25 protein-coding genes are annotated in these 25,708 nt (G+C 54.8%); 11 read left to right on the top strand and 14 right to left on the bottom strand.

Going from position 1 to position 25,708, the window contains the following annotated elements:
- Window positions 1-3 precede the first annotated feature (3 nt).
- The 7 genes from K6123_RS06620 to K6123_RS06590 all read right to left on the bottom strand — a co-directional run bounded on the left by K6123_RS06620 (window position 4) and on the right by K6123_RS06590 (window position 7,686).
- A complete protein-coding gene (locus K6123_RS06620; RefSeq protein WP_221795445.1) occupies window positions 4-852 on the bottom strand; it encodes a DUF4194 domain-containing protein in 849 nt (282 codons plus the stop codon).
- A 3-nt stretch (window positions 853-855) separates the two neighbouring features.
- Window positions 856-2,397: a Wadjet anti-phage system protein JetA family protein gene (locus K6123_RS06615; RefSeq protein ID WP_221795442.1), complete on the bottom strand. Its 1,542-nt coding sequence runs from the start codon at window positions 2,395-2,397 to the stop codon at window positions 856-858.
- 87 nt (window positions 2,398-2,484) lie between these two features.
- The gene (locus K6123_RS06610; RefSeq protein ID WP_221795439.1) at window positions 2,485-3,396 is read right to left on the bottom strand and encodes a methylenetetrahydrofolate reductase; all 912 of its coding nucleotides are present in this window, start codon (window positions 3,394-3,396) and stop codon (window positions 2,485-2,487) included.
- Window positions 3,397-3,501: 105 nt separating this feature from the next.
- Window positions 3,502-4,263, bottom strand: coding sequence for an MHYT domain-containing protein (locus K6123_RS06605; protein WP_221795437.1), 762 nt, complete (start codon window positions 4,261-4,263; stop codon window positions 3,502-3,504).
- Between the two features lie 167 nt (window positions 4,264-4,430).
- Complete coding sequence (locus K6123_RS06600; protein WP_221795434.1) at window positions 4,431-6,470, bottom strand: NADPH-dependent 2,4-dienoyl-CoA reductase; 2,040 nt, start codon at window positions 6,468-6,470, stop codon at window positions 4,431-4,433.
- A 108-nt stretch (window positions 6,471-6,578) separates the two neighbouring features.
- Complete coding sequence (locus K6123_RS06595) at window positions 6,579-7,163, bottom strand: TMEM165/GDT1 family protein (RefSeq protein WP_246624645.1); 585 nt, start codon at window positions 7,161-7,163, stop codon at window positions 6,579-6,581.
- Between the two features lie 235 nt (window positions 7,164-7,398).
- Window positions 7,399-7,686, bottom strand: coding sequence for a helix-turn-helix domain-containing protein (locus K6123_RS06590; protein WP_221795432.1), 288 nt, complete (start codon window positions 7,684-7,686; stop codon window positions 7,399-7,401).
- A 161-nt stretch (window positions 7,687-7,847) separates the two neighbouring features.
- Here K6123_RS06590 and K6123_RS06585 point away from each other — a divergent pair, with 161 nt between their 5' ends.
- The 3 genes from K6123_RS06585 (at window position 7,848) to K6123_RS06575 (ending at window position 11,772) form a co-directional block, all read left to right on the top strand.
- A complete protein-coding gene (locus K6123_RS06585; RefSeq protein ID WP_221795429.1) occupies window positions 7,848-8,396 on the top strand; it encodes a YaeQ family protein in 549 nt (182 codons plus the stop codon).
- Between the two features lie 165 nt (window positions 8,397-8,561).
- Window positions 8,562-10,112, top strand: a complete 1,551-nt coding sequence (locus tag K6123_RS06580) for a diguanylate cyclase domain-containing protein (RefSeq protein WP_221795426.1) — start codon at window positions 8,562-8,564, stop codon at window positions 10,110-10,112.
- Between the two features lie 40 nt (window positions 10,113-10,152).
- A complete protein-coding gene (locus K6123_RS06575) occupies window positions 10,153-11,772 on the top strand; it encodes a diguanylate cyclase domain-containing protein (protein WP_221795423.1) in 1,620 nt (539 codons plus the stop codon).
- Between the two features lie 6 nt (window positions 11,773-11,778).
- Here K6123_RS06575 and purT read toward each other — a convergent pair whose 3' ends face one another.
- From purT to K6123_RS06560, 3 genes are all read right to left on the bottom strand, one after another.
- Entirely contained in the window at window positions 11,779-12,993 is a 1,215-nt protein-coding gene (gene purT / locus K6123_RS06570) for a formate-dependent phosphoribosylglycinamide formyltransferase (RefSeq protein WP_221795420.1), read from the bottom strand.
- Window positions 12,994-13,032: 39 nt separating this feature from the next.
- Window positions 13,033-13,242, bottom strand: coding sequence for a DUF1289 domain-containing protein (locus K6123_RS06565; protein ID WP_221795417.1), 210 nt, complete (start codon window positions 13,240-13,242; stop codon window positions 13,033-13,035).
- A gap of 69 nt (window positions 13,243-13,311) precedes the next feature.
- Window positions 13,312-13,920 (bottom strand): NUDIX hydrolase, encoded by a 609-nt coding sequence (locus K6123_RS06560; protein ID WP_221795414.1) that lies wholly within the window; start codon window positions 13,918-13,920, stop codon window positions 13,312-13,314.
- Window positions 13,921-14,150: 230 nt separating this feature from the next.
- On the opposite strand from K6123_RS06560, the gene K6123_RS06555 reads away from it, so the two are divergent.
- Window positions 14,151-14,513: a DUF3135 domain-containing protein gene (locus K6123_RS06555; RefSeq protein WP_221795411.1), complete on the top strand. Its 363-nt coding sequence runs from the start codon at window positions 14,151-14,153 to the stop codon at window positions 14,511-14,513.
- A 62-nt stretch (window positions 14,514-14,575) separates the two neighbouring features.
- Window positions 14,576-15,109, top strand: coding sequence for an NUDIX hydrolase (locus K6123_RS06550; protein WP_221795408.1), 534 nt, complete (start codon window positions 14,576-14,578; stop codon window positions 15,107-15,109).
- Between the two features lie 39 nt (window positions 15,110-15,148).
- Here the strand turns inward: K6123_RS06550 and K6123_RS06545 are convergent, their stop codons facing one another.
- Entirely contained in the window at window positions 15,149-15,514 is a 366-nt protein-coding gene (locus K6123_RS06545; protein ID WP_246624644.1) for a YqfO family protein, read from the bottom strand.
- Window positions 15,515-15,587: 73 nt separating this feature from the next.
- On the opposite strand from K6123_RS06545, the gene K6123_RS06540 reads away from it, so the two are divergent.
- Window positions 15,588-17,183: a methyl-accepting chemotaxis protein gene (locus K6123_RS06540; RefSeq protein ID WP_221795406.1), complete on the top strand. Its 1,596-nt coding sequence runs from the start codon at window positions 15,588-15,590 to the stop codon at window positions 17,181-17,183.
- A gap of 14 nt (window positions 17,184-17,197) precedes the next feature.
- Here the strand turns inward: K6123_RS06540 and K6123_RS06535 are convergent, their stop codons facing one another.
- Complete coding sequence (locus K6123_RS06535) at window positions 17,198-17,446, bottom strand: YkgJ family cysteine cluster protein (RefSeq protein ID WP_246624643.1); 249 nt, start codon at window positions 17,444-17,446, stop codon at window positions 17,198-17,200.
- A 175-nt stretch (window positions 17,447-17,621) separates the two neighbouring features.
- Between K6123_RS06535 and K6123_RS06530 the strand changes: the two genes are divergently transcribed.
- From K6123_RS06530 to K6123_RS06520, 3 genes are read left to right on the top strand one after another with little or no spacing between them, the layout of a single operon-like run.
- A complete protein-coding gene (locus K6123_RS06530) occupies window positions 17,622-18,182 on the top strand; it encodes a hypothetical protein (protein ID WP_221795400.1) in 561 nt (186 codons plus the stop codon).
- 9 nt (window positions 18,183-18,191) lie between these two features.
- Window positions 18,192-18,347, top strand: coding sequence for a cell developmental protein SirA (locus K6123_RS06525; protein ID WP_221795397.1), 156 nt, complete (start codon window positions 18,192-18,194; stop codon window positions 18,345-18,347).
- Window positions 18,348-18,351: 4 nt separating this feature from the next.
- A complete protein-coding gene (locus K6123_RS06520; RefSeq protein WP_221795393.1) occupies window positions 18,352-19,053 on the top strand; it encodes a TIGR01621 family pseudouridine synthase in 702 nt (233 codons plus the stop codon).
- Here the strand turns inward: K6123_RS06520 and pap are convergent.
- Window positions 19,024-20,544 carry a polyphosphate:AMP phosphotransferase gene (gene pap, locus K6123_RS06515; protein WP_221795391.1) on the bottom strand — a complete coding sequence of 507 codons (1,521 nt, stop codon included), beginning with the start codon at window positions 20,542-20,544 and terminating at the stop codon, window positions 19,024-19,026. The two genes, K6123_RS06520 and pap, sit on opposite strands and share 30 nt — an antisense overlap.
- A 173-nt stretch (window positions 20,545-20,717) precedes the next feature.
- Window positions 20,718-20,954: a GrxA family glutaredoxin gene (locus K6123_RS06510; protein WP_221795389.1), complete on the bottom strand. Its 237-nt coding sequence runs from the start codon at window positions 20,952-20,954 to the stop codon at window positions 20,718-20,720.
- A 413-nt stretch (window positions 20,955-21,367) separates the two neighbouring features.
- Here K6123_RS06510 and K6123_RS06505 point away from each other — a divergent pair, with 413 nt between their 5' ends.
- Entirely contained in the window at window positions 21,368-22,432 is a 1,065-nt protein-coding gene (locus K6123_RS06505) for an efflux RND transporter periplasmic adaptor subunit (protein WP_221795386.1), read from the top strand.
- Between the two features lie 5 nt (window positions 22,433-22,437).
- The gene (locus K6123_RS06500; protein WP_221795383.1) at window positions 22,438-25,662 is read left to right on the top strand and encodes an efflux RND transporter permease subunit; all 3,225 of its coding nucleotides are present in this window, start codon (window positions 22,438-22,440) and stop codon (window positions 25,660-25,662) included.
- The last annotated feature ends 46 nt before the right edge of the window (window positions 25,663-25,708 follow it).

Below are 25,708 nucleotides of genomic sequence, written 5' to 3'. Positions count from 1 at the left end.
AACCTAGTCCTGTTGCTCCGGTGCTTTGGGTGTATTGCTTTCAGCTACGCTATTTGCAGTTTCGTTTTCGTCATCCAGCCCATCCGACAAATCACCAAACAGGCTTGGGGTGGAGACTGACGCTGCCGCTTCAAGCTCAGCTTCAGCAGTGTCAGGGCGGGTGTCATCTGCCTGGTTATCTGTTTCGTCATCGGCAGACTCTTCATCTGCAGTATCAGAAGCAGCTGCATCAGGATCGCCTTGCAGTGCCGACAAGACCTCATCAGAAACATAGCTCATGATCATCGGCCGAATTCGCAACCAAGCATCGGTATCGCCAAGTTGATCGTCGTTAACGATCTGCACCAGCCGCAGTTGGCGCAAGCGCCGGAACAGTGCCTTGCGTTCGGTCAGCTGGTCTGGCAGAGCCCGCTTGAGCAGGTTTTTCATGGCAATGCCGAGGGTTTCCAGCGACACCATCACGCAGCCATGCTCGTCGACTGCACCTTCGCGCAGGGCCTTGTCGTACTGGGTGCGCAGCACCAGCGTCAGGGCCACTTCGTTCTGGTTCAGCCGCATCCGGAAGGACTGTGACTGGTCAAAGCCGTCCTGTTCCAGTCCCGGCACCACAGCACCCGGCGGCACCAGCCGCAAAAACTGAAAGCGGCGGTCGTGCAGCACCCGCAAACCGATGACCTGCAGATAGTCCTGCACCAGTTCTTCAAGTCGCAGGTAACGGTCGTACAGTTGCTGCTCGATCTGGCTTTCGTCGCGACAGATCACGCCATAGTCGAGCAAGCGCATCAGCAGCTCGGTCAGGTCCCGCATGCCCAGACCCTGCTTTTCCAGTTGTTTATCAATCAGATGTAACATGATTTATTCCGTGGTATCCGGCTGCCTTGGCAACAGCTCAAACACAAAGTGATCCTTGAATTCGAAATAACGACCAACGTCGCCTGACTGCGGTCCATCCACAGCAACGCCAGTCGCCGGGTCTGTCTCCGGGGCTGCCGCCTCGGTTTCCGGCCGCACCACAATGCGATATTCACTGCTGCTATTGGCGACCGCGCTGTCAGCGGCGCCCAAGCCAATGGCATGAGCCACTGCCAGCAAATCGGCGGCACTATTGACCGGTAGTTCACGACTGGAAACCGCTGCGCCGCTGCGAAATTGCTGACCGAGATACTCCCGTAACGCTTGCTGGTTAATCAGGAAAGCCTGGTCCAGCACCTGGCGGATATAGGTTTCCTTGCGAGCTTCGGAATCAAGCTGACCGCGTTCTTCCGATAGGGCGGCAGCAATCTGATTACGCTGACGGGGTGCCGTCAGCCGCACCTGGGCCGGATCGACGTAGCCAAATTGCGGCACCCCCATCAATTCGCCGGCTTTCGCCAGTAATTGGTCCTGTTGTGCGGCCGAGGTCGCCGCCAGTTTTTTACACACCGCCAGTACGTCGTTGTGCTGCTGCGATGCCAGATAGCTCATCTGGCGAATAATGATGTCGGCACGCTTGGTAAAGCTTTGCAGTGCCTTGCGCAGCGCTGGCAACATGATTTCCGAGGCGTTACGCAAGCGTTGCTCAATGCCGTCCAGCACCCACCATAACAGCGACTGCCCTGCCACCGCCTGCTCCGGCAGCAACTCGCGCAAGCGTCGTTCGGCATTGGCCTTGAAGTCGGTGTCCTGACGCCGAATAGTGCGGATCAGCTCTTCGATACGATCACGATGGCGTTCCACGTTATCGGCGGACAACCGCACGGACAGGTCTGGCTGGAAGCGGTTTTCCATAAAATCAAAGAAGGCGTCACTGGCGTGCTGCACCAACAGCTGATCTTCCATTTCCTGCACCAGCTCGCGTTTGCGCTCATCCAGTTCAGCAATCACGTCGGTGAAATCACTGATGATACGTTCGGAATATTCAAAGGCATCCAGCAGGTCATACACATCACCGCGCTCAACAAAGCTTTCCAGCGAGTTACGGGTGTTGCGGGTATTGCGATGGCGGGTGCGGGCGGTGGTACGATTTTCAGCCCCGAAGGGTTCAGTGAACTCACGACCGTACCGTGTGAACGAAAATGAGCTGTGCAGCGTCGCCTGATCAACCTGCTTTTCGATCCAGCCATGTTCGAGCAGCTGGTTAAGAATCCACACTGCCTGTTCGCGAGTGGAGCGAACCTCTTCTGCAGCCGAATCATTACTGCCGTCACTGATGCCATCATTGAGCAGCGATTGCGGCCCGCGCACCAGCGCTTCCTGGAAAATTTCGATCAGCTGGTCACGCATCAGTGCATGGCCGTAGTCAGCATTGGCAGAGCTGTAGAGACGCTGATAAAGCTCCTTCAGGCACTCAACGATTTGCTCGCGGTACTTGCCTGTCAGCGGCCGAAAAAAATGCTCGCGTTCCTGTTGAAAAAACATTCAGCAAGGGGTCCGTGTAGTCAAAACAGAAAGAGGCTGAAGTATAGACTCCAGCCTCTGGCATGTGTGGCGTATAGGTGGCTGAAATCAGCGCTTTTTTGCTACCCGGTTCAACAACTCGATCGAAGCTTCCACTTCAACCTTGCGAACCGCAACACTTTCAATGTTGCAGCCAACCGGAATGCCTTTTTCGTCAGCAAAAGCCTTCAGCTCCAGCCAGTTCTGCTCGGAATGTTTAACCGAGGTTTCCAGAATGTCGCGGGCATGCACCAGCTCATTTTCCAGCCAGCGAGGAATACTGATGCCAAGCCATTTCATAAAATTCAGGGTCTGGATTGAACCGCACGGGGTCAGGGTGAAAATCACCGGCACCAGTGGCAAGTCGTTGTCGCGACCGTAGTAATAATAATCCGACAGGAAGTTCTTTGACGCCTGCAGATCGTAAACGCCCTGCGAAACAAAGAACGAGCAGCCTTCACGAATTTTTTCGAACACCCGCAGATGCTCAGAACCCTTGGCGTTATGACGCTCCGGAATGGTTACACCGCCGATAAGCAGGTCTGGCCGCACACTGCGCTTCAGCGCATAGGCTTCCGTCATGGTCATGGTAACCGGCTGGTCTTTCGACGCTGCTCCGACAAACACCGTCATGTTATTGGTAACCGATGCTTGCTGCAGGAATTCGCTCAGCTCCGCTTCACTGTATTTACCGGCTGCGCGATAGATAATTTTCGGCAAATCCAGACTTGCCAGCTGGTTACGGCTGTAATCAAAGCTGTCGAGAGTTTCGATGTAGGGGAACGGCCGCTCTTCATCAGTACGGCTGGCTTCATCCTGAATATCGTACAACACCAGACCGTCAATCGGCTGGCCTTCCAGGCGGGACATCTGTAACGCGGCGATTTCCTCTACCCGTTCTGGCGCTGTGCCCTTTTTGGGCGGCACAATGCCGTATAAAACAATGCCGGTTTCGCGGTTACGGATTTTATCTGCGAGCATGAAGAACCTGTTATTGGAATGGGTCAAACACAAAGCGCTAGTTTAACCCAGCCAGCCACGCGGCACGAATCCTTATGCCGCCCGGAATGACAATCCTCAGCACAACTATCGATCAATCCTCAGTGCTGCAAGGCGCCGCTGCTGGCTAAGCCCCTCGCGAGTCCCCAGCAACAGCGCAACCAGAACGCCCGCAGCAACAAACGCAATCAGGGTTGCCATGATGTCGGAATCAATGGCTGCCTCATATTGCAGGTCCTGCAGGGTTAACGTGGCAGGCAGGCCATAGTTCATGTGCATCGCCGCCATGCCGGTATAGTGCATACCACATACGGCCACGCCCATCACCATGGCACTGAGTAGCTGCAACCTGAAGCCGTCAACATTAAACGCCAGCCACAGAGCGCAAATAGCCGCACCAACCGCAATCAGAATTGACACCAGAAACAGGGTCGGTTCATAACTCATGCTACCCGGCATCACCATGGCAGCCATGCCGGTGTAATGCATCACTGCAACCCCGCAACCGGTAATGGTCCCAGCCAGCACCAGATGAATCAGACTGCCCGGCCGCTTGCCAACCACGAACAACCCCAGGCCAACAACAAAAACCGCCAACACAAGCGACAGCAAGGTCATGGGCAGGCTATAGCCAAAATCCAGCGGCGTGTTATACGCCAGCATGCCAACAAAATGCATCGCCCAGACAGCGCCGCCACCAAGGGCAAACGCCGAACCCACCAGCCAAAACCAGAACAGCCGGCCACTGGTGCCAGGGATTCCAGTGGCGAGTTTGAGCGCCGTATAGGATCCAAAGACCGACAGTAAATAAGACAGGGCAACAAGCCCCAGATTGTATTCAGAAGACATGGCAGACCTCGGCGTCAGGCATAAATGAGCATTCACGAACAGGATCTTTCGTGATTATCTTTTATACATTTATTGACAGAGATCAAGTTTTTTTGTGAACTAGTTCAAGTGATCAAGGAGGAATCGTCCATACTCCCCCTTGAAAATCAGTCAGTTATCGAGCGATCTTAAAGCTGCGCTGCCAGCTCGCTGGCCATTTTTATTGCGCGCTTGGCATCCAATTCGCCCGCTTTTTCGGCACCACCAATCAAGTGCAGGCCAAAGGCTGGCTCAGCCGCCTGCAGTTCCTGATACAAGCTGTTGACGGACTCCTGACCGGTACACAGCACGATATGATCAACGTCCAGCAGTCGCTGCTGAACAGCATCACCATCCGTCACTTCGATATGCAGACCCTGATCATCAATACTCAGGTAGTTGGCACCGGTAATCATTTCAACCTGCTTCATCTTCATCGCCGCCTTGTGAACCCAGCCGGTGGTTTTGTTGAGTCCTTTCCCCATAGAGGAAGTCTTGCGCTGCAGCAGATATAATTTACGCGGTGAAGGCTCAATATGTGGTCGGGTCAAGCCGCCAGCCTGCTGACTGCTGATGTCCACACCCCACTCTGCCCGCCAGAGTTCAGCATCCAGTGATGGTGATTTACCTTCCAGCGACAGATATTCCGCCACATCAAAGCCAATGCCGCCAGCTCCCATGATGGCAACCCGGCCGCCCAGTTGGCGCCCTTCTGCCAGCAACTGCTGATAACTGACCACCTTGGCATGATCCACCCCTGGCAGCTCTGGAATGCGCGGCTGCACACCCGTGGCAACCACTACTTCTTCAAAACCGGCCTGCTGCAGTTCGGCGGCACTAGCACGGCAAGCCAGTTTCAATTCGATACCCAGTTTGCTGATCATGGTCCTGAAATAACGAATGGTTTCGAGGAATTCTTCCTTGCCAGGAATTTTGGCAGCCAGGTTGAATTGGCCACCAATCTGCTCACGAGCCTCAAAAATCGTCACCTGGTGACCACGCTGCGCAGCGACCACCGCACACGCCAGACCTGCCGGGCCGGCACCGATAACGGCGACCTTTTTGACTTGCTCCGCCGCCAGATACTGCAGGCGGGTTTCGTTACAGGCGCGCGGATTAACCAGACAGCTCGACAACTTGTTCTCGAAAGTGTGATCCAGGCAAGCCTGGTTACAGGCGATACAGGTGTTGATTTCGTCCGCCTGTCCCAGCGCCGCCTTGGCGACCCAGTCAGGGTCAGCCAACATTGGCCGTGCCATTGAAATCAGATCGGCCTGACCACTGGCCAACACAGCCTCTGCCACATCCGGCATGTTAATCCGATTGGAAGCAACGACTGGAATTTTCACCTGCTGCCGGATATTGGCCGTTACTTCGGCAAAGGCAGCACGTGGTACAGACGTCACAATGGTCGGCACCCGGGCTTCATGCCAGCCAATACCGCTGTTGAGAATATTGACACCTTCAGTCTCCAGCGCCTGTGCCAGCTGGACGATTTCAGCATGAGTGGAACCGCCTTCAACCAGGTCCAGCATCGACAGGCGGAACATCAGAATAAAGTCCTCGCCCGCCTGGCGGCGAATCTCACGCACAACCTCAAGCGCAAAACGAATACGATTTTCGTAACTGCCACCCCACTCATCTTCACGCTGGTTAGTACGCAGACTGATCATCTGGGTGATCAGATAGCCTTCCGATCCCATGATCTCAACACCGTCATACCCGGCCTGACGCGCCAGCCGGGCAGCCCGGCCATAATCACGGATGGTTTGCCACACTTCCTCGCCAGACATGGCCTTGGGCCTGAACGGACTGATGGGAGATTTAATGTCACTGGCTGACACACACGCCGGGGTATAGCCGTAACGACCAGCATGCAACAATTGCAGCAGAATTTTACTGTCATGCCGATGCACGGCCTCGGTCACCAGTCGATGCCACGGCAGCTGGGATTCATCGACCAGCTTGGAGCCAGCCGGAATCAGGTCACCTTCGGCATTAGGGGAAAAGCCCCCTGTGACAATCAGGCCAACGCCACCACGGGCGCGCTCTTCGAAATAGGCAGCCAGCTTGTCGAAATGCTCAGGCTTGTCTTCCAGGCCGGTATGCATGGAACCCATAACAATGCGATTACGCAGCTGGGTAAAGCCCAGATCAAGGGGTTGGAAAATATGTGGATAGGCGCTCATTGGGGTGTCTCTGATCATTATTATCAGAGCTAGTGTAGAGCGCCCGATCCTATAAGACGATCACTTCACAGACCAGAAAAGCAACCGCACAGAACAAATAAGGGCATTCTACGCCAGCAACAGCCAGAGACCGGACCCGATAAACAGTGCTGCCGTAATCCGGTGAATCCACACCATCGGCAAACGATCAACCAATGCCCGACCGAACCACACCAGTGGCACGTTTGCCAGCAACATACCAATAGTGGTACCAACAGCAACGGTCAACGGCTGCTGGAACTGGGCTGCCAGCATCACGGTCACGATCTGGGTCTTGTCGCCCAGCTCCGCCAGTGAGAACAGCACAAAGGTCGCCACAAAAGCACCAGCGGCCATCCACTTTTCGTTAATACCGTCTTCTTCATCCGGCACCAGCAACCAGATCCCCATGGCAATAAAACAGCCGGCCATAATCCAGTTCAGCCACTGGCTTGATAGCCACTGATCCATATTGACGCCAAGCCAGCCACCGGCCAGCGCCGACAAACCATGATTAAGCACTGTCGCCAACAGGATGCCGAAAACAATACCAGCACGATTTCTGAAACGGACAGCCAGCAGCAAAGTCAGCAGTTGGGTTTTGTCACCCATCTCTGCCAGAGCAACAGATGTAATGGAAGGAATTAATGCGGAAGGAATTACAACAGGATCCATAATCTTTTCCGGGTGGCGCAATTCCAAAGACATACCCTGATGGCCACCCATGGCATCAGTGAATGTCTCAGGTCTTGTCAAACACCTCAGTGTCTCCTGCACCACGGGCTTGAGGCCCAATTATGTTGATACAGGATTCGCGGCGCTGTGTTGTAGCGCCAGCAAAAGACTACTCCCCCAAGAGTGCGCGCATCCTAACGGGAAACGCGCCCTGGTTCAAGCATCTAACGCCCAGTCAGGCCGTCAGACTGCGAGAGGCCCGCTGACGGGCGTCCGAACTACCGTCTGGTTCTGGCAAGGCGCCGACCAGCAGATCAATACAATCCAGCACCTGCAGAATCGATAATAAGTTGGCCAGGCTGACACTATCGGTTCCGGCTTCCAGCCGCTTGATGGTGGAACGGCTAACGGCAGCTTCCCTCGCCAATTGTTCCTGACTCAGATTCATAGCCAGCCGAGCAGCCCTGACACGGATTCCCACTTCTGCCAGCAGACCGTTCACACTGAATTCGCGATAACTCATATGAGGCTTTCCGCTTTAAATAATTTTATTGTCCTGCAAACATCTTGCGATGCGCACACCTCAACCATAGTCAGGATTCCGCGATAAACAAGTGTTCAGATTTGTCGTCTGACACATTCCTAGCTATAAAGGCTCCCCAATCCTGTCCACCGGAGTCAGTCATGGCCCTCAAAGCCACCATTTGCAAGGCATCCATCAACCTCGCCGACAACGACAGAATGCTGTACGAACAGCTGACACTGACGGTTGCATTACACCCGTCAGAGACCCCTTTGCGGATGATGAGCCGGATTCTGGCGTTCTGTCTGCATGCTACCGAAGGCCTGACTTTCACCCGCGGCCTCAGCACAGACAACGAGCCCGACATCTGGCGAAAGGACGACATCAACGCCATTACCGACTGGATTGAAGTTGGCCAGCCAACCGCCGAGCGCCTTAAAAAAGCAAGCCGCCAGGCCGCTCAGGTGTGGGTTTATGGCTATAGCGATAAAAATCTCAGCAGTTGGCTCAGCGATTGCCAAAAGCAGCTCGGCAATATCGACAACATTCAGATTGCCGGGTTTCAGCCAGCCGCCATGCAGCAACTGGCAGACCTTCACAATCGCAACATGGATCTCGCCGTTCAACGGGATGGTGACGATCTCTGGATTACCGCCGACAACCAGCTGCTGCATGTACCGATACAGCATTTCAGCCTGAACGACCAATAACCCCTTCCACCGCCGGTAGTAATGACCGTTTTTTTGATGTGACGGCCGTCAAAATCCCCGGCAAGGTCTAGTATTGGGAGTGACCCTGTCACTCCTTTTACTTCCTTTGCGCCGGAGGTCATTCTGGGGATTCGCAAACTGTTGCTGATCAGCTCGGCAATTTACATGCTGGTACTGTTAGCCGGTCTGATTGGCATCCGGCTGGTGTGGCTATATCCACAGGAACTGGCTGATTCCGTTAACCAGCAACAACAGGAAATATCCGGACTGGCGGAAATTATCGATGCCAGCCTGGACGAGCTCGGCTATCTGGCAAGAGGCTATGCCGAAAGCAGTGAAGTCTTGCAAATGCTGCGCAATGATGAGGCCAACCAGATATTTGAGCTGTTTTCAGTCAATCAGCTAATAGCCCTGGGACTGACGTCGGCCAGTTTGCTGCGGCTTGACGGCTCAACCCTCTTTCGAGCCCACCTGCAAGGTGAAACAGAAAGCATTAACCTTGACTCCAACAGTGAGTGGCTGAAATCAAAACCGGGCAAGGCCTCTGGCGGCGGCATGATTCTGGATATTCGCCAGATTGATGATCAGCCAACCCTGATCGCTATCAGCCCAGTGCTTGCCGACCCACAACATCAAGAGCTGAGCGGCTGGATTGTACTGACCCGACCACTGCAGAACCGCCAGCTAAGCCAGTCGTTCAGCCAGGCCCGTATCCTGGCAGAATTGGTCAGCCCGGCATCTTTGCCAGCAGGTCAGCCAGTCACCGATTTGCGCGCTCCCATAGAGCGACCAGCCAGCCAGCACCAGCGTTGCCTGACCAACCTGGACGGCAACGCGGAACTCTGCATGATAATCCATCATCATGTTGCACCACCGGCGTTTTTCGATCAGCGACTGGGATATACGCTCGCCTTCGCCTTGCTACTGCCCATTCTGCTGCTCTTGCTGATCGACCACGCCTTGCTACCTCCAATTCGGCAGGCCACACGCATGCTGGAACGCAACGCCCGTAACAATCAGCTCAAGCCCGTCTTGTTCAACACCCGTATTCCGGTGCAGGAGCTTAGCCAACTGAAAGATGCATACAACGAACTGGTGTATAAAGTCATGCGCCAACAAAGCCAGTTAAAAACCCTGTCGGCGACCGACCCGCTGACCCAAATCCCCAATCGACTGGCCTTCGACCGCACACTGGAGGCAACCTGGTCGCGAATATTGCGCCGTTCGTCATACGTCGCAATGGTGCTGGTAGACATTGATCACTTCAAGGAATACAACGACCACTACGGCCACCAGGCTGGCGACCTGGCATTGCGTCAGGTTGCCAGCGCCCTGATGGAATGCGCCAAGCGCACCGATGAACTGGTAGCCCGCTATGGTGGCGAAGAATTCGCCATGATTGTTTACCTGCAGGATGCAACCGAACTGGAAAATTTCCGCAAGCTGATACGCCGTACCATCAGGAAACTGGAAATCTGTCACGAATATTCCCCAACCTCTCCTCAGCTTACGGTTAGTGCCGGTATCGCCTGGATTCTGGATTCCGGTTTATGGCTGCAAAAATGCAGCCCGCGCGATTGGGTGCAACTGGCAGACATCGCCTTGTATGAAGCCAAGCGCGAAGGTCGTAACTGCAGCATGTTGCAACTGATGCACAGGGAAGTACCGAAAACCAGTCATCACGCGTTCTTCAACTCCGGCCATAAGCGCGACTGAAGAACAAACTGGCGGACGTTTCGAAATTCACTAAGCTTGAGTGATACCGCTCAGCACAGGAGACAAGACCCTGAGAGCTCTGGATATTTCCATCAAGACCCTTTACCTGACTCTGGTATTGGGCTATCTGCTGTTCTGGCTGGCAGGACTGGTGAGCTTTCGGACCCTGGTGGTTCACCCGAAGGAGGTGGCCGACGTCGTGCGCCACCAACAGGCCAGTATGGGGAGCCTGGAGGAAGCCTTTGACATCGATCAGGAGCAGCTGGAAGTTACGGTACAGGACTATTCCGTCTGGGATGACACCTGGAATTACATCCGCAACAGAGACGCCATATACATCGAATCCAATTTTGTTGCTGACACTTTTGTTTCCCTGCACCTGAATAATGTAATCATCCTTGATGCACAACAGCAGCCAATCGACATCTTTCTCTATGACGCGGAGGAAGAGCGGCTGTCGACCCCCAAAAATCTCGACAACGATACCTTTCAGGAGCTGCAGCAGCTGCTAAGTCTCGATGGACCTCGCAGCGGCATCATCAAAATTAACGGCCAGGCCAGCATTGTTGCCGCCCACCCTGTGCTGCCCTCTAATCGTGACCAGCCCTCCAACGGCTGGCTGATTTTCAGCCGCAGCATCGAAGCCGACAGCCTGGCAACCAAGGAGCGGCTGACACGTTTGCAAGTTAACCTGTTGCCCTGGGTCGATAATTCCCCTGCTCTGGACGCACCGGTCGATGAACCCAGAACAACCTTTGTTCGCTGTCTCTACTCACCGCTGCAAAAACCGGTTTTATGTTTGGAAATCAGCGACCCCAATACCCGCGTACCAGACTTGCTGGGGAGTGAAGTATGGAAAGAACTGGTGCTACTGGGCATGGTGCCAGCGATGATTTTTGCGCTGATTTTGCGCCTCATCGTCTCTCCGTTAAAACGGGCAGAAGCCCACCTGAGGGAGACGGCCGAAACTGGCAAAATCACACCATTCCCGGTTCGGGGTGGCTTACGCATTGCTGAGCTGGTACGAGCTGCCAATTCCCACAACCAGATGGTCGAAACCATTCGACTGCAAAACACCCAGCTGAAAGAGTTGAGCCGCACGGATTCGCTGACATCGGTTCTGAATCGCCGCGGTTTTGATGATCGCCTGCTGAAAGCCTGGGAGCGATTGCATCTCCAGCCGCTGTCAAAAGTGCTGATTCTGGTCGATATCGATCATTTCAAGCGCTACAACGACAGTTATGGCCATCCACGTGGTGACATGGTGCTGCAGCAAGTGGCACGCGCATTGGGCGGTATCGACACCAACGAATCATTGGCACGTTGGGGTGGCGAAGAGTTTTCGCTGCTACTACAAGCCGGCACCCGCAAGGAAGTGGAAGAAATTGCCCGCCGGATTCATGAGCCGATTGAGCGAATTGCCATTGCCCATCACAGCTCACCAACGGCAGCACAGTTGACGATCAGCGTTGGTATTGCCTGGATTCACCAACAGGAAGGCGATGACTGGCTGAACAAATTTCAGCTGGCAGACTGGGTCAAGTGTGCTGACCTGGCGCTCTATGACGCCAAGGCCAGTGGTCGCAATCAGAGTTGCGTGCGGGAATTACGCTATTGTCAGGAATTGATCGCCGAGACACCGACGCCCAACCCCTCCTGAATTCAATCAAAGCGTGACATCAATCGCTGTAGCGCTGCGGGTGGCTTTCTGGCGCGCCTGCTCGATGTTTTCATCAAGTGCCAGCGCCACGCCCAGACGACGTTTGCCCGACATCTCCGGCTTGCCAAACAAACGCAGCTGCGTGCCCGGTTCTGTCAATGCAGCAAACAGATTACCGTAGGTCATAGTCGTTGACTGGCCTTCAACCAGCAGCACTGCCGATGCCGACGGGCCGTACTGGCGAATGAACGGAATCGGCAGCCCGAGAATTGCCCGTGCATGCAGGGCAAACTCTGACAGCTCCTGCGAAATCAGCGTAACCAGTCCGGTATCGTGAGGACGTGGCGACACTTCACTGAAAATCACTTCATCGCCTTTTACAAACAGCTCAACGCCATACAAGCCCCAACCACCCAGTGCTTCAGTAACCTTGGCAGCAATCGCCTGAGCGGACTGCAGCGCGGCTGCGGTCATCGCCTGCGGCTGCCAGGACTCCTGATAATCACCATCTTGCTGACGATGACCGATCGGCTCACAGAAGCTGGTAGCGGTACCACCCTGGCCATCACTATGACGAATGGTCAGCAAGGTGATTTCAAAGTCAAAATCAACAAAGCCTTCAACGATTACCTTGCCCTTGCCAGCACGACCACCCTGCTGAGCGTATTCCCATGCAGCTGCCAGCTGATCTTCGTTACGTACGAAGCTCTGGCCCTTACCGGAAGAACTCATGATCGGTTTGATCAAACATGGCAAACCGATTTCAGCAACTGCCTGATAATATTCGGCCTCATCAGCAGCAAAGCGGTAACTGGAAGTTGGCACTTGCAGTTCTTCAGCAGCCAGACGACGAATGCCTTCACGATTCATGGTCAGCTGGGTGGCGCGGGCAGTAGGCACCACATTGAAGCCCTGCTGTTCCAGCTCTGCCAGCGTATCGGTAGCAATGGCTTCGATTTCAGGCACAATCAGATGTGGCTGTTCAGCCTCGATCACCTGACGCAAGGCCGCGCCGTCCAGCATGCTGATCACGTGGCTGCGATCAGCCACCTGCATGGCTGGTGCATTGGCGTAACGATCAACCGCAATCACTTCGCATCCCAGGCGCTGCAACTCGATAACCACTTCCTTGCCCAGCTCTCCGGAGCCACACAACAGCACACGGGTAGCGGTTGAAGAGAAAGGGGTTCCAATAACCGCTGAACGACCGTAATCAGACATAGTTTTTAACTCGACTAGCAAAAAAAGGGGGAGAAAGGCCTAGTCCTGATCGACTGAGAAAATCATCAGATTGCCGGAATCCTGTTCACGCTGCTGACAGGCTTGCAATACCAGCTGCTTCTCAGCGTTGTCCATTCGCCCCCAGCGACTGATTTCCATACCCGTGCGATAACAGCCTTCGCAGACATCATCATTATTGAGAATGCATACATGCACACAGGGGGATTTGACCGGGATTAAGGACGTCACAGGCAGTCTCCACTTTGAAAGGGGGCGAATGCTAACGCGCTGCTTGCCAGAGCTCAAGTAAACAGCCGTTTACTCTTCGTTGCTGTCCTGACTGGCGGCAGCCACCCGACCCACATTGATAGAGGCATCAAAGTAGCGATTCATCAACTCGGCAATCATGTAGGCAGTGAGCCCCCAGATACGGAATTTCTCGTAGCGCCAGGTTGGCATCACAATGCCATCACGCTGAAAATACTCATCGGGCTCACGGGAAAAGAAGGACAAGGGCACCCGGAACATACAATCGAGTTCACGACTGTCGGCGACCAGTTCGACGTCATGAGGAATGACCGCCAGCACTGGCGTTACCAGAAATCCAAACTTGGAAATCACCTGATCCAGTTCGCCAATCACCCGAACACGTGAAGGATCCAGCCCTACTTCTTCTTCGGCTTCACGCAAGGCAGTGGCGATATGGTCAGCATCATACTGTTCACGCTTGCCGCCAGGAAAGGCAACTTCACCTTTGTGGGTCGGCATTTCAGTAGTGCGACGGGTCAGCAGCAGTGACAGCTCACCCTGCTCTTCGGAAATAGCAATCAGGACCGCAGCTTCGCGCAGCCCGGTGCGGATAAATTTACGGGGCGAATGATTGCTCCACCGATCCGCCAATCTGGACAACAGTTCTTCGTTCGTCATGGTGTTTAGTCTAGTGTCGTCAGACCTGCTACTCCAGCAATTAATTCAAAGCGCCAGCGGCTGCACTGAAATGGTCTATTTCAGTAAAGATTCAAAATCAGACCCTTACCAGATTCCAAAGGCCAAACTATAGAATTCTCACAGTTTAGACAGGTTTCAAAACATAGAGATAAGTTTTTTAACACAATGTAACTGAGGTAGACTAAATCCACTCAAATGCAAGTTCGATTATGACTTTTTACGAGGTAGTCGTTGTGGAAATGCCGTCTTTTGATGAAATGGTGCAACTTGCGCAGTCCAACCCACAGGAGTTTGAACAGTTGCGCCAGCAACTGATTGCGGATCTTATCGATAACTCACCAGTTCACAGTCAGCGACGCTTGCGCGGCCTTCAGTTCCGTATCGACATGGAACGCCAGCTGGCCAAAACTCCGCTGAACACCTGCTTGCGGGTGTCGCGCATGATGCATGACCAGCTTGACCGTCTGCGTCAGGCCCTGCTTAACAGCCCTCAATCCGAAACATCAGTCAGCGGTCAGTCCGCCGATCCGGTTGCCAGCATCATTCCGTTCCGCCAGATTGCCAATCGCTAAAGCAGACAAACGGGGTATACTCGCGACTGATTTGTAGCCTTGGGTCCGAAAGCGAGGAAGGGATGAAATACTGCAGCCAATGCGGTGGTGCTGTCGAAGTACGCATACCGGAAGACGATAACCGGCCACGCCATGTATGCACTCAATGCAACACGATTTTTTATAGCAATCCGCGTATTGTTGCTGGCACTATTCCGGTCTATGACGGCAAGATTCTGCTGTGCAAAAGAGCGATTGAACCCCGCTACGGTTACTGGACCCTGCCCGGTGGTTTTATGGAAAACCACGAAAGCACCGAAGAAGCCGCCTTGCGTGAAACCTGGGAAGAAGCGGCCGCCAAGGTCACTTTGGGGCCGCTTTACAGCATGGCCAGCGTGATTCACATCAGCCAGGTGCACCTGTTCTTCAAAGCGGAATTACCCGAGCCCGTGTTTGCCTCCGGCCCGGAAAGCCTGGAAGTGCGGCTGTTCGAACCGGCTGAAATCCCTTGGGATGAACTGGCCTTCGCCACCGTATCAGAAACCTTGCGACGCTATCTGCAAGACCCGTCCCCGGCCAGCCCACAACTGTTCGATATTCGCACCAATCAGGGCTGATTTTTCAGCAGTGCTCACTCCACTGGCAGACTGCCCGACTCAGGGCAGTTCGCTTTCTTCAACCAGCCTCACAATATCAAAGGCTGGCTCCTCATAAGGATGCGCCAGCTTCATGGCCGCCAACACCGCTCTCACCAGAGCATCTTCCACGACCAATTCAACCCGATATTCATCCACCGTCTCCAGTTTTCCGGGTTTGCCAATAAACGGATTGGCCGCTGCTCCAGCGCGAAACTGCCCGACACCGGCAACCTGCCAGCAGCAGTGTTCATAGTCACCGATTCGGCCGCCGCCAACATCAAAAACGGCCTGCTTGACCAACTCAAGGTGGCTTTCTGGTATGTAAAATCCAAGTTTGTACACGCGTTTTAAACTCCAATGATCAAAGCTGCGAAATGCGAGCAATTTCAATTTACTGGGCTAGTGTTAAGAATAACAAAACCTCTATTTGCTTCAGATCGGTCACAAGGAATCCAGAATGACCATTCAAAACAAGCTCAATCTTGCCCTCGCGGGGATCCTGTTACTGGTGCTGGTTATTGCCGTCCGGGTCAGCATGCAGTCAGAGCAGGAAATCAGCGACACCATGGTTCACGACCTGCTCCATGACAAGGCCAGTGGCTATCTGGATTCCATGAATATGCTGATGGTTTCGGGCGCCATCAAAAATCGCGAGCTGCTGCGCGAAAAACTGCTTTCCGACAAGCGTATTCTGGAAGCCCGCATGATTCGGGCACCGCGTATCGATTCTCTCTACGGCAAAGGGCTTGACCACGAATATCCCAAAGATGAGTTGGATCACCGCGCCCTGGCTGGCGAGTCGCTGTCGGTTGAAAAGAATGGTCCCGATGGCCGCTCTATCACTTATGTGACACCGGTAGTGGCCTCGTCCAACTACCGTGGCACCAACTGCTTGCTGTGCCACCAGGCCAAGGAAGGAGAAGTCATTGGCGCTACTCGCATCACCTATTCGATGAATGAGATTGACCAACAGATCAACAGCAACATGATCGAGCTGGCGTCGCTACAAGGTGGCATGATGCTGGCCGCGCTGGTGATTTTGTCGCTGTTACTGCGCAAGCTGATCGTTTCACCAACCCACAAGATGCAGCGTACTCTAACCCAGATTGAAGAAAGCTCAGACCTGACCCTGCAACTGGACGCTTCCAGCACTGACGAAATTGGTCAAACCGCCAAAACCCTCAATCACATGCTCAACCGCATCGCCAACTCACTCAAGGCGGTAGCCAGCTCATCCGGCCAGGTCGAAACCAGCGCCAGCAATATCCTGACGAGCGCTGAACAAGCTCGTCAGGCGGCTGAAAAGCAACGCGCCGAAACCAGCCAGATTCTGCACGGTATTGATGATCTGATGTCCAGCACCGCAACCGTCACCGACAACGCTCGCGCCAGCAGCCAGTCGGCGCTGGAGGCTCGCCAGGTCGCCAATGACGGCATGAGCAAGACCTCGGTGGCCGTTGATCACATCATGGCAATGAAAGACTCGATACTGGAAACGTCCGGCGTTATTGGTTCGCTGGATGAACGTAGCAACAACGTCGGTAGCGTATTGGTCGTTATCAAGGAAATTGCCGAGCAGACTAACCTGCTGGCACTGAACGCTGCCATTGAAGCAGCGCGGGCTGGCGAATCCGGCCGCGGGTTTGCCGTTGTCGCCGACGAGGTACGCACTCTGTCCCAACGTACCCACGACTCTGCCCGTGAAATTGAATCCATGATCGCCCAGCTACAGACGGAAGCCCAAAAAGCCGTTGGCACCATGCACACCGCGCGGGAAACCGCTGAAGAAGGCGTATCACGCATCCAGGACGCCGCCGAAGCCCTCAACCTGACGATCGAACGCATGGACCAGATGACCCAGCTCAGCCAGTCAACCCTGGCCGATATGGAACAGCAGGTGCGCATCAGTGAGCAACTGTCATCCAGCATTCACCGGATCAGCCGGGAATCAGAAGCCACCGTTGGCAGCGCCGACTCCACTTGCAACACCGCCAACGAACTGCAGGTGCTGTCGCAGCAATTGAATGCACTGATCCGCCAGTTCAGACTATGACTGCAGCAGCCGGATCAGGTGATTTGCTCCAGATAGATCAGATTGTCGAGCGCTTGCTGATCGGTCTGGCCGCAAATCGCCGCCTCCGCCTTGAATCCAGCGCAGACGGCTGGTCTCTCCGACTGACCGAAGATTCGACAGAGGTTGTGCTCATCGAGCTGAATACAGCGCACCCCCGCCGGTTTACCATTTGGCATTCCCGGGATTGCGGAACTGATGGATGGTGCAATACAACAGGCTCCACAGCCTAATCGACATTCCAATCTGAAAACCTCAAGTAGCCAAATCCCATACTCCGCAAGGCGGAATGGATCGCTGTTTTTCGTCAAACACATCACAAACCACTGTTTGTAAATACAGTGGTTCTAAGAAATCACCTTGAACCGCGAAGCACGCTGGTTTAGCCTTCGCGACATAATCATCTGCAGGGATTTTGCCATGAAGGCGATCATTGTTGGTATTGGCAGCAGCCTGCTGCTCAGTACATTTTCCGCAACGGCAGCCGCCGCTGACAGCGAACCCACCAATTTCCGCGTTGGTGTCACCAGTACTGCGCTGGATGTATCCCCTTCTGCTCCGTCCTTTCCAGACAGCAGCCAGCGTGGCTTTGGCCTGTATGCTGAATTTCCGCAGAGTAACCACGCCGCCTCCCGTTTCATCTGGTATCGTATCCACGACGACGATCAGGATGTCACCGGCTTTGAAACCCAGTTAATGTGGGGCTGGGGGCTGGCACAACCGGGTTTCCGGCTTTACACAGGCCCAGCCTGGCACCGCGACAAGGTCCTGATCCAGCGCACCGCCGGCTCCCACACCGGAATTTTTAACGGCTGGGGCTGGCAAATTGGTACCGGCTACCAGCTTGGTCCCGTCATTCTGGACGTTGCAGCCACTTTCCGCGACGATCAGGACTATCGTAATGAAAATCGTCGGGCGGGCATTTCCGGTGAGCGCCCGAACGTCTGGCTTACCAACGCCATGATCAGCTACCGCTTCTGAGACCCTGTTATGACCAATGCAGTAACCGTTCGCTATATGTCACGCTCCGAGATCGAGAGTCTGATGTATAGCCTCCACGCCGCCAGTGACAACGAGCAAGCCCAGCTGTTTGAAGCCATTGCTCGCCGCTTGCTTGAACTTATGGAAGAAGAAGCCCGTCGCTGATTATATGAATTGTCCGAGTTTTACCACCCTGCAGGAAACCGACGACTGGCTGGCGATTTACAAGCCAACCGGCATGAGCATGCACACTGAGCACGACCAGCCTGGCGCTGTCGTGCTGGCAAGCCAATATTTCAATCGCCCGCTGTGGCCAGTACACCGACTCGACAAGGTCACCTCTGGCATTTTGCTACTGGCCAAAAACAGTGAATGCGCCAGCCGCTTTGGCGAACTGTTTTCCAACCAGCAGATTCGCAAGTTCTATCTTGCCCAATGCAGCTCCAAACCTTCCAAAAAGCAGGGCTGGATCAAGGGCGATATGGAAAAAACCCGTAACGGCAGCTGGAAACTGTTGCGCTCTTGCAGCAATCCGGCGATCACCCGGTTTATGTCGAGCTATGACGAAGCCAGTGGCAAACGCTTGTTCTTGCTGGCCCCGAAAACCGGCAAAACCCACCAGATTCGGGTTGCGCTGAAAAGCCTTGGTAGTCCGATTGATGGCGATGGCCGTTATAAGGGCGCTGCCGCTGATCGCACCTATTTGCACGCCTACGGCATGGCCTTCACCGATGGAGATCAGGACTGGCAGATCCTTTGCCCACCACAGTCTGAATCCAGTGACCCGACTGAAGCCGCCAGCAATGGCCGACTCTGGTGTCCATTGCCAGCAGAATGGCTGTCACCCTGGGATATCTTCGGCCGCCGCTGACTCTGTTGCTGAGGCCAATCCCAACCGCTGTTCGATCTGCTGACAGACAATTTTCAAGGCTTTCACCCGCGCAAATCGCTTGCTGTTAGCCTCGATCAAATGCCACGGCGCCAGCTCGGTGCTGGTGCGCTCAACCATATCGTTAACCGCCACCTCATAGTCGGACCAGCGCTCACGATTTCGATAATCCTCATCGGTGATCTTGTGGCGCTTGTAACTGATTTTCTCCCGCTCCTTGAAACGACTGAGTTGCTCATCCTTGTCGATGTGCAACCAGAACTTCAGCAACACAGTGCCGTGTTCGACCAACTGGGATTCAAAGTGGTTGATCTCACTGTAGGCGCGCATCCATTCCGCCCGGCTGGCAAAGCCCTCTACCCGCTCTACCAGCACCCGTCCATACCAGCTGCGATCATAGATGGTGACCTTGCCGTCGCGGGGAATATGCCGCCAGAAACGCCAAAGATAATGGTGTGCCCGTTCTTCATCGGTTGGTGCCGCAATCGGAATAATCTGATAGTTACGGGCGTCCAGCGCGGCGACCAGCCGCCGAATCAAACCACCCTTGCCAGCCGCATCCCAGCCTTCCAACACCAGAACCATCGACACCCGCTGCCGCTGCGCTTCGCGCGCCAACTCGGCCAATCGCCCTTGCCAGAGCTCCAGCTCGTGGTGATAGGCCTGTTTGTCGATGCTCTGGTGAAGGTCGAGACTATCGAGCAGGGTTTTCTGCCGCTGAATCAGCGGCACATTTTCGACGTCACCTTCCTGTTGCTCTGAACGAGCCTGCAGATGATATTCAACGCGCTGGAGAATGTGATTGGCGACGGTAATGTCGCGGTAGTTGGTGTCGGCACTTTCAACCACTACCCAGGGCGCTTCGGCGCTACTGGTCTGACGCAATGCATGTTCAGCAATGCCACGAAAATCGTCGTAGGTTTGCAGGTGTTTGCGATCAAGCTCGGTCACTCGCCAGGACGTCAGCGGGTTGGCTTCAAGCTCGTCGAGGCGTTTGGCCTGGGCTTCTTTCGACAAGTGCAGCCAGACCTTGATGACCAGTGCGCCATCATCAGCCAGCTCGCGCTCGAACAGTCGAATCCGTGCCAGATAGCCGTCCAGTTCGACGTCGTTGATCCGGTGACTGACCCGCAAGGCGATCGGATCGCTATACCAGGAGCCAACGTACAGGCCAATACGACCTTTCTGGGGCAGCTTGCGCCAGAAACGCCAGTAATCAGGCCGCTCTCGTTCGTCCTGGGTTTTGTCGCCAAAGGCAAAGGTGCGCATGTATCTGGGATCGAGCCACTCATTGAGGCGATTAACCATTTCGCCCTTGCCTGCGCCGTCACTGCCGGAAATCAGTACAACAACCGGAAAGTCTGCCTGGCTCAGTGTCTGCTGGATTTCCAGCAGCCTGGTGCGCAAATGTGGCACCTGATGATCAAACTCATCCTTGTCAATTGCCTGTCCCAGTTCGGCTACTTCAAACATCCATTATCCCCGTTCATGCTTTGGTTTGGTTCAAACTCTGGTTTGGCTCAAGCATAGGCCGGGATAGCCAATCAGGTCGAGCAATTCCCCAAATGCAAAAAAGCCGACCATCCCATGGCCGGCTTTTTTGACTCGCTGCCCGCAGACAGCGCATTCCAGGGTGCGGAATTCTGTTAGCGGCCGTTAATCATAGCCGCAAATTCGGTGTAACCACCGACATGCTTCGAGCCTACAAAAATTTGTGGCACGGTATGAACTGGCTTGCCAATGGTTTTCTCCAGATCGGCCTTGCTGATGCCTTCTTCGATGATATCAACGTACTTGAAGTCAAAATCACGGGTCTCACACAGCTCTTTGGCACGACGACAGTAGCCACAACCTTCCCGACCGAAAATAGTTACTCGTTGCATGTACTGGTTCCTCAATTCTGTTAGCCAACGGTTGATGCATTCTGGACTCGGTTCAAAATCCACTCCGAATGCATCAGGCGTTCTCAATCTATGGTCATAGTGTATTTCTTGACTCTGAAGCTGATAAATCAAAAAAAACTATTCTGGCCATAGTCGACGTTCCTGTCACACGCGCAAGGCAGTATGGTTAGCGCACTACCTGAGCGACTTGTAACAGCCTGCGTCGAGCGCCAGCACCCCATACAGGGCTTCAAACAGAGGCTCGCGTAGCAGGATGCGGCCCCGGACTTTGCCCGCCCGGCAAGCCGCATAAAGACACCGCAGCTGTTGCATTTCAAATATTAGTATATTCTAATGCAGTAATATTTAAATCTGCCGATGTCTGGCGTATCCGGAATTTTGAGGAAGTCATCATGTCCCGACCATCTTCGCTGCCGCGCAATCGACTCAGCCTTGCTGCCGCCCTGCTTGTGACCGCCACCGGTGCTTTCACTATGAATGCCCATGCGGTCGAAAGTTCGGTGATTCAACCCAGCACAATTGCTGACTTTTATGACCTTGAGGCAACGCTGGAAGCGGTCAACGAAAGCACGATCTCAGCCCAGACCAGCGGCCAGATCCTGACCGTTCACTATGACGTTAACGACCAGGTCAGCAAGGGCGCCTTGCTGATCGAGATCGAAAACTCCCAGCAGAAAGCCCAGCTGGCGCAGGCCAATGCCAACCTGGCACAGGCCAAGGCCCAGAACGAAGATGCCCAGACAGCATTCAAACGCAACGCACGGCTGTTCAAGCAAGGCAGTATCTCCCAGGGCCAGTACGACAGCTCCGAGGCCCAGGCCAAAAGCGCCGCCGCCGCCGTTGAAGCCGCTACCGCTGCGGTTGAACAAGCGCGCCTGGCACTGTCCTACACTCGCGTCACAGCCCCTTATGCGGGTTACGTCAAGGCCCGCCTGGTTGAAACCGGCGAACTGGTTAACCCGGGCCAGCCGTTAATGACCGGCATGGCGTTATCGCCGCTGCGTGCCGTTGCCGATGTACCACAACGACTGGCCAGTCAATACCAGTCCGCCAGCCAGGTTTCCGTTCAACTGGGCGAACAAAGCATCGAGCCGGTCAAAGTAACCCTTTACCCCTATGCCGACAGCCAGCTGCACAGCGTACGCCTGCGTGCTGAACTGCCAGCCAACACGGCCGGCACCATGCCTGGTATGTGGACCAAGGTTCGACTGCAAACCGGCGAGCGCCAGGGGTTGCTGGTGCCAGAATCTGCCCTGATTGAGCGTTCGGAAGTCACTGCACTGTACGTCAGGGACGGTAGCCAGTGGAAAATGCGCCAGGTTCGCACAGGTCGTGTCGAAGCTGGTCAGGTAGAGATTCTGGCAGGTCTGAAAGCCGGTGACAGCATTGCCATCGACGGTTATGCCGCCCTTGCCGAGCTGGCCCAGGCCGCCCGCAACAGCAGCCACGGGGAGTAACTCTGATGACCGATAACGCTCAGACACTGGGCATTTCCGGCCGGATTGCCCGCGCCTTCCAGAATTCAGCGATCACCCCGCTGCTGGCCCTGCTCGGCCTGCTGCTGGGCTTCTTTGCGGTGATGATCACGCCGAAGGAAGAAGAACCACAGATCGACGTGACCTTCGCCAACGTTTATATCGGCTACCCCGGTGCCAGCGCCCGCGAAGTCGAACAGCTGGTATCAATTCCGGCCGAACAGGTGCTGTCTGAAATCAAGGGTGTCGACGACATCTTTTCGATCAGCCAGCCTGGCCAGTCGATTCTGACCGTGGCCTTCGAGGTCGGCGTACCACGAGATACCGCCATTCTGAACCTGTACAACCAGGTGATGATGCACAAGGACTGGTTCCCGGCCAATCTGGGCGTTACCGATCCGGTGGTGAAGCCCATGGGCATTGATGACGTGCCGATCATGTCGATTACCCTGACGTCAAAAGATCCGGCAGTCAGTGCCGCCGACCTCACCCAGGTTGCCCACGCGCTGGAAACCGAACTGAAAAAAGTCCCGGGGACCCGTGATATTTACAGCATTGGCGAGCACTCCGGCGTGGTTCAGGTCAAGCTCGACCCGGCCCGCATGAACGGCCATGGGCTGGCCTTTGACGATGTTCGCAACGCCCTGATGAGTGCCAATGCGGGCGGCTATCGGCTGCCGGTTATCCAGAATGGTGAAGTGATTCAGGTTCAAGCAGGCGCCTTTCTGAAAAACACCACCGACGTCGGTCAGTTGATCGTTGGCAAAAATGCTGGTGGTCTGGTCTATCTGGCAGATATTGCCGATATCACCATGCAAGCCGACGTGCCGGACCAAACCGTCATGTATCGCGCTCTGGGTGATGCCGCTGCCAGCCCGGCGGTGACCATCGCAATTGCCAAGCAGCCAGGCGAAAACGCCATCGACATTACCCAGATGATTGATGAGCGCCTGCAACAACTACATGACCGGGTTATTCCGGACAACGTCCAGGCCGAAGTCACCCGAGACTACGGCATCACCGCCAAGGCCAAATCCGACAAGCTGATCGCCAAGCTGCTGTTTGCCACGGCTGCCGTTGTGGTGCTGGTACTGGCAACCATGAGCTGGCGCGAAGCCATCATTGTTGGTGGTGCTATTTTTATCACTCTCGCCATCACCCTGTTTGCCAGCTGGGTGTGGGGCTTTACGCTCAACCGGGTGTCGTTGTTCGCGCTGATTTTCTCGATTGGTATTCTGGTTGATGACGCCATTGTGGTGGTCGAAAACATCCATCGACATATCCATATGGGTAGCAAAAAGCTGCTGGAAGCGATTCCCTGCGCAGTTGACGAAGTCGGCGGTCCAACCATTCTGGCCACCTTCACCGTGATCGCGGCTCTGATGCCAATGGCGTTTGTATCCGGTCTGATGGGGCCCTACATGAGCCCGATTCCGATCAACGCCTCCACCGGCATGCTGATTTCACTGGCCGTGGCCTTTATCGTCACCCCCTGGTTGTCGTACAAGCTTCTGAAGCGTCATTTGCCAGACGGCAATACTGCCCACGACGAAGAACATCCTGAAACATCGAAACTGCACAGCTTCTTCCACAAGTTGATGTCGCCGTTCCTTGGTCCCAAAACCGCCGGTCGTCGGGTCGCCCTGTTTGCCGGCATTACCGGCCTGATCGTGCTGGCGGTGGCCTTGCCTGCCACCGAACTGGTGGTGCTGAAAATGCTGCCGTTCGACAACAAGTCTGAATTCCAGGTGATCGTCGACATGCCAGAAGGCACGCCGGTAGAAGAAACCCTGACGGTACTCGACCAGCTCTCTGACGAGCTGATGAAGGTGCCGGAAATCAAGGACGTACAGATGTACGCAGGCACCGCCGCGCCGATCAACTTCAATGGTCTGGTGCGTCAGTACTATATGCGCGCCCTGCCCAACCAGGGTGATATTCAGGTTAACCTGGTCGACAAGCATCACCGCGACCGCCAGAGCCATGAAATTGCCCTGTCGGTGCGCGAGCCACTGCAGGCGATTGGCAAAAAACTCAACGCCAACGTCAAGGTGGTTGAAGTGCCTCCTGGCCCGCCAGTGATGTCGCCAATCGTTGCTGAAATCTATGGCCCGGAATACAGCCGTCAGATCGACGCTGCCAAACAGCTGCGCACCCTGTTCGAGCAAACGCCGGATATTGTTGACGTGGACGACTATGTCGAAGACAACCAGCAAAAATGGCTGGTGCAAATCGACCGTCAGCGCGCAGCCATGCTGGGCGTCGCCCAGTCCTCCATTGTGCAGGCGATCAGCACCGCACTGGGTGGCGAAGACGTTTCCTACCTGCATAACGACAACTCCAAGTACCCGCTGCCAATCCGGCTGGAGCTGAGCGAAGGTGACAAGGTTGGTCTGAACCAGTTGCTGGTAATGAAGGTAAAAGCCCAGGACGGTTCGTTTGTGTCACTGGCTGATCTGGTCAGCATTGAAAAATCCGTCACCGACAAAACCATCTACCACAAGAACATGCAGCCAGTGGTGTTTGTGGTGGCAGATATGGCCGGTGAACTCGACAGCCCACTGTATGGCCTGTTCGGTATTTCCTTCGGCATGGCAGACGCAGGCATGAACTGGGAGCAATGGTTTATCCAGCAACCGGCACTGACCGACGACATCAGCATGAAGTGGGATGGTGAATGGCAAATCACCTATGAAACCTTCCGTGACATGGGTATTGCCTATGGCGTTGGCATGATCCTGATTTACCTCCTGGTAGTTGCCCAGTTTCGCAGCTATCTGGTGCCGCTGATCATCATGGCGCCGATCCCGCTGACCGTGATTGGCGTCATGCCGGGTCATGCCCTGTTTGGCGCCCAATTCACCGCCACCTCCATGATCGGCATGATCGCGCTGGCCGGGATTATCGTGCGCAACTCCATCCTGCTGGTGGACTTTATCAATCAGCAGCTGGGTACCGGTATGAAGTTTGAAGAAGCCGTTATCAGCTCTGCCGCCGTACGGGCACGCCCGATTGTACTGACCGCAGTCGCCGCCATGATTGGTGCTTTCTTCATCCTCGACGACCCGATCTTTAACGGCCTGGCGATTGCCCTGATCTTCGGCATCATGATCTCGACTCTGCTGACGCTGATCGTCATCCCACTGCTGTATTACAGCTGGATGCCAAAGAATCTCGGCGAACGGATTCGGGGTGAAGTGGTAGAGGACTAATATCAATCCCGTGAAAATCAAAGCCCGCCAACCAGATGGTTGGCGG

This window comes from Oceanobacter mangrovi, assembly GCF_019740315.1.
GTDB lineage: Bacteria > Pseudomonadota > Gammaproteobacteria > Pseudomonadales > Oceanobacteraceae > Oceanobacter > Oceanobacter mangrovi.
Note: the sequence above shows the minus strand (reverse complement) of the source record. Positions and strands in the feature narration are given on the sequence as shown.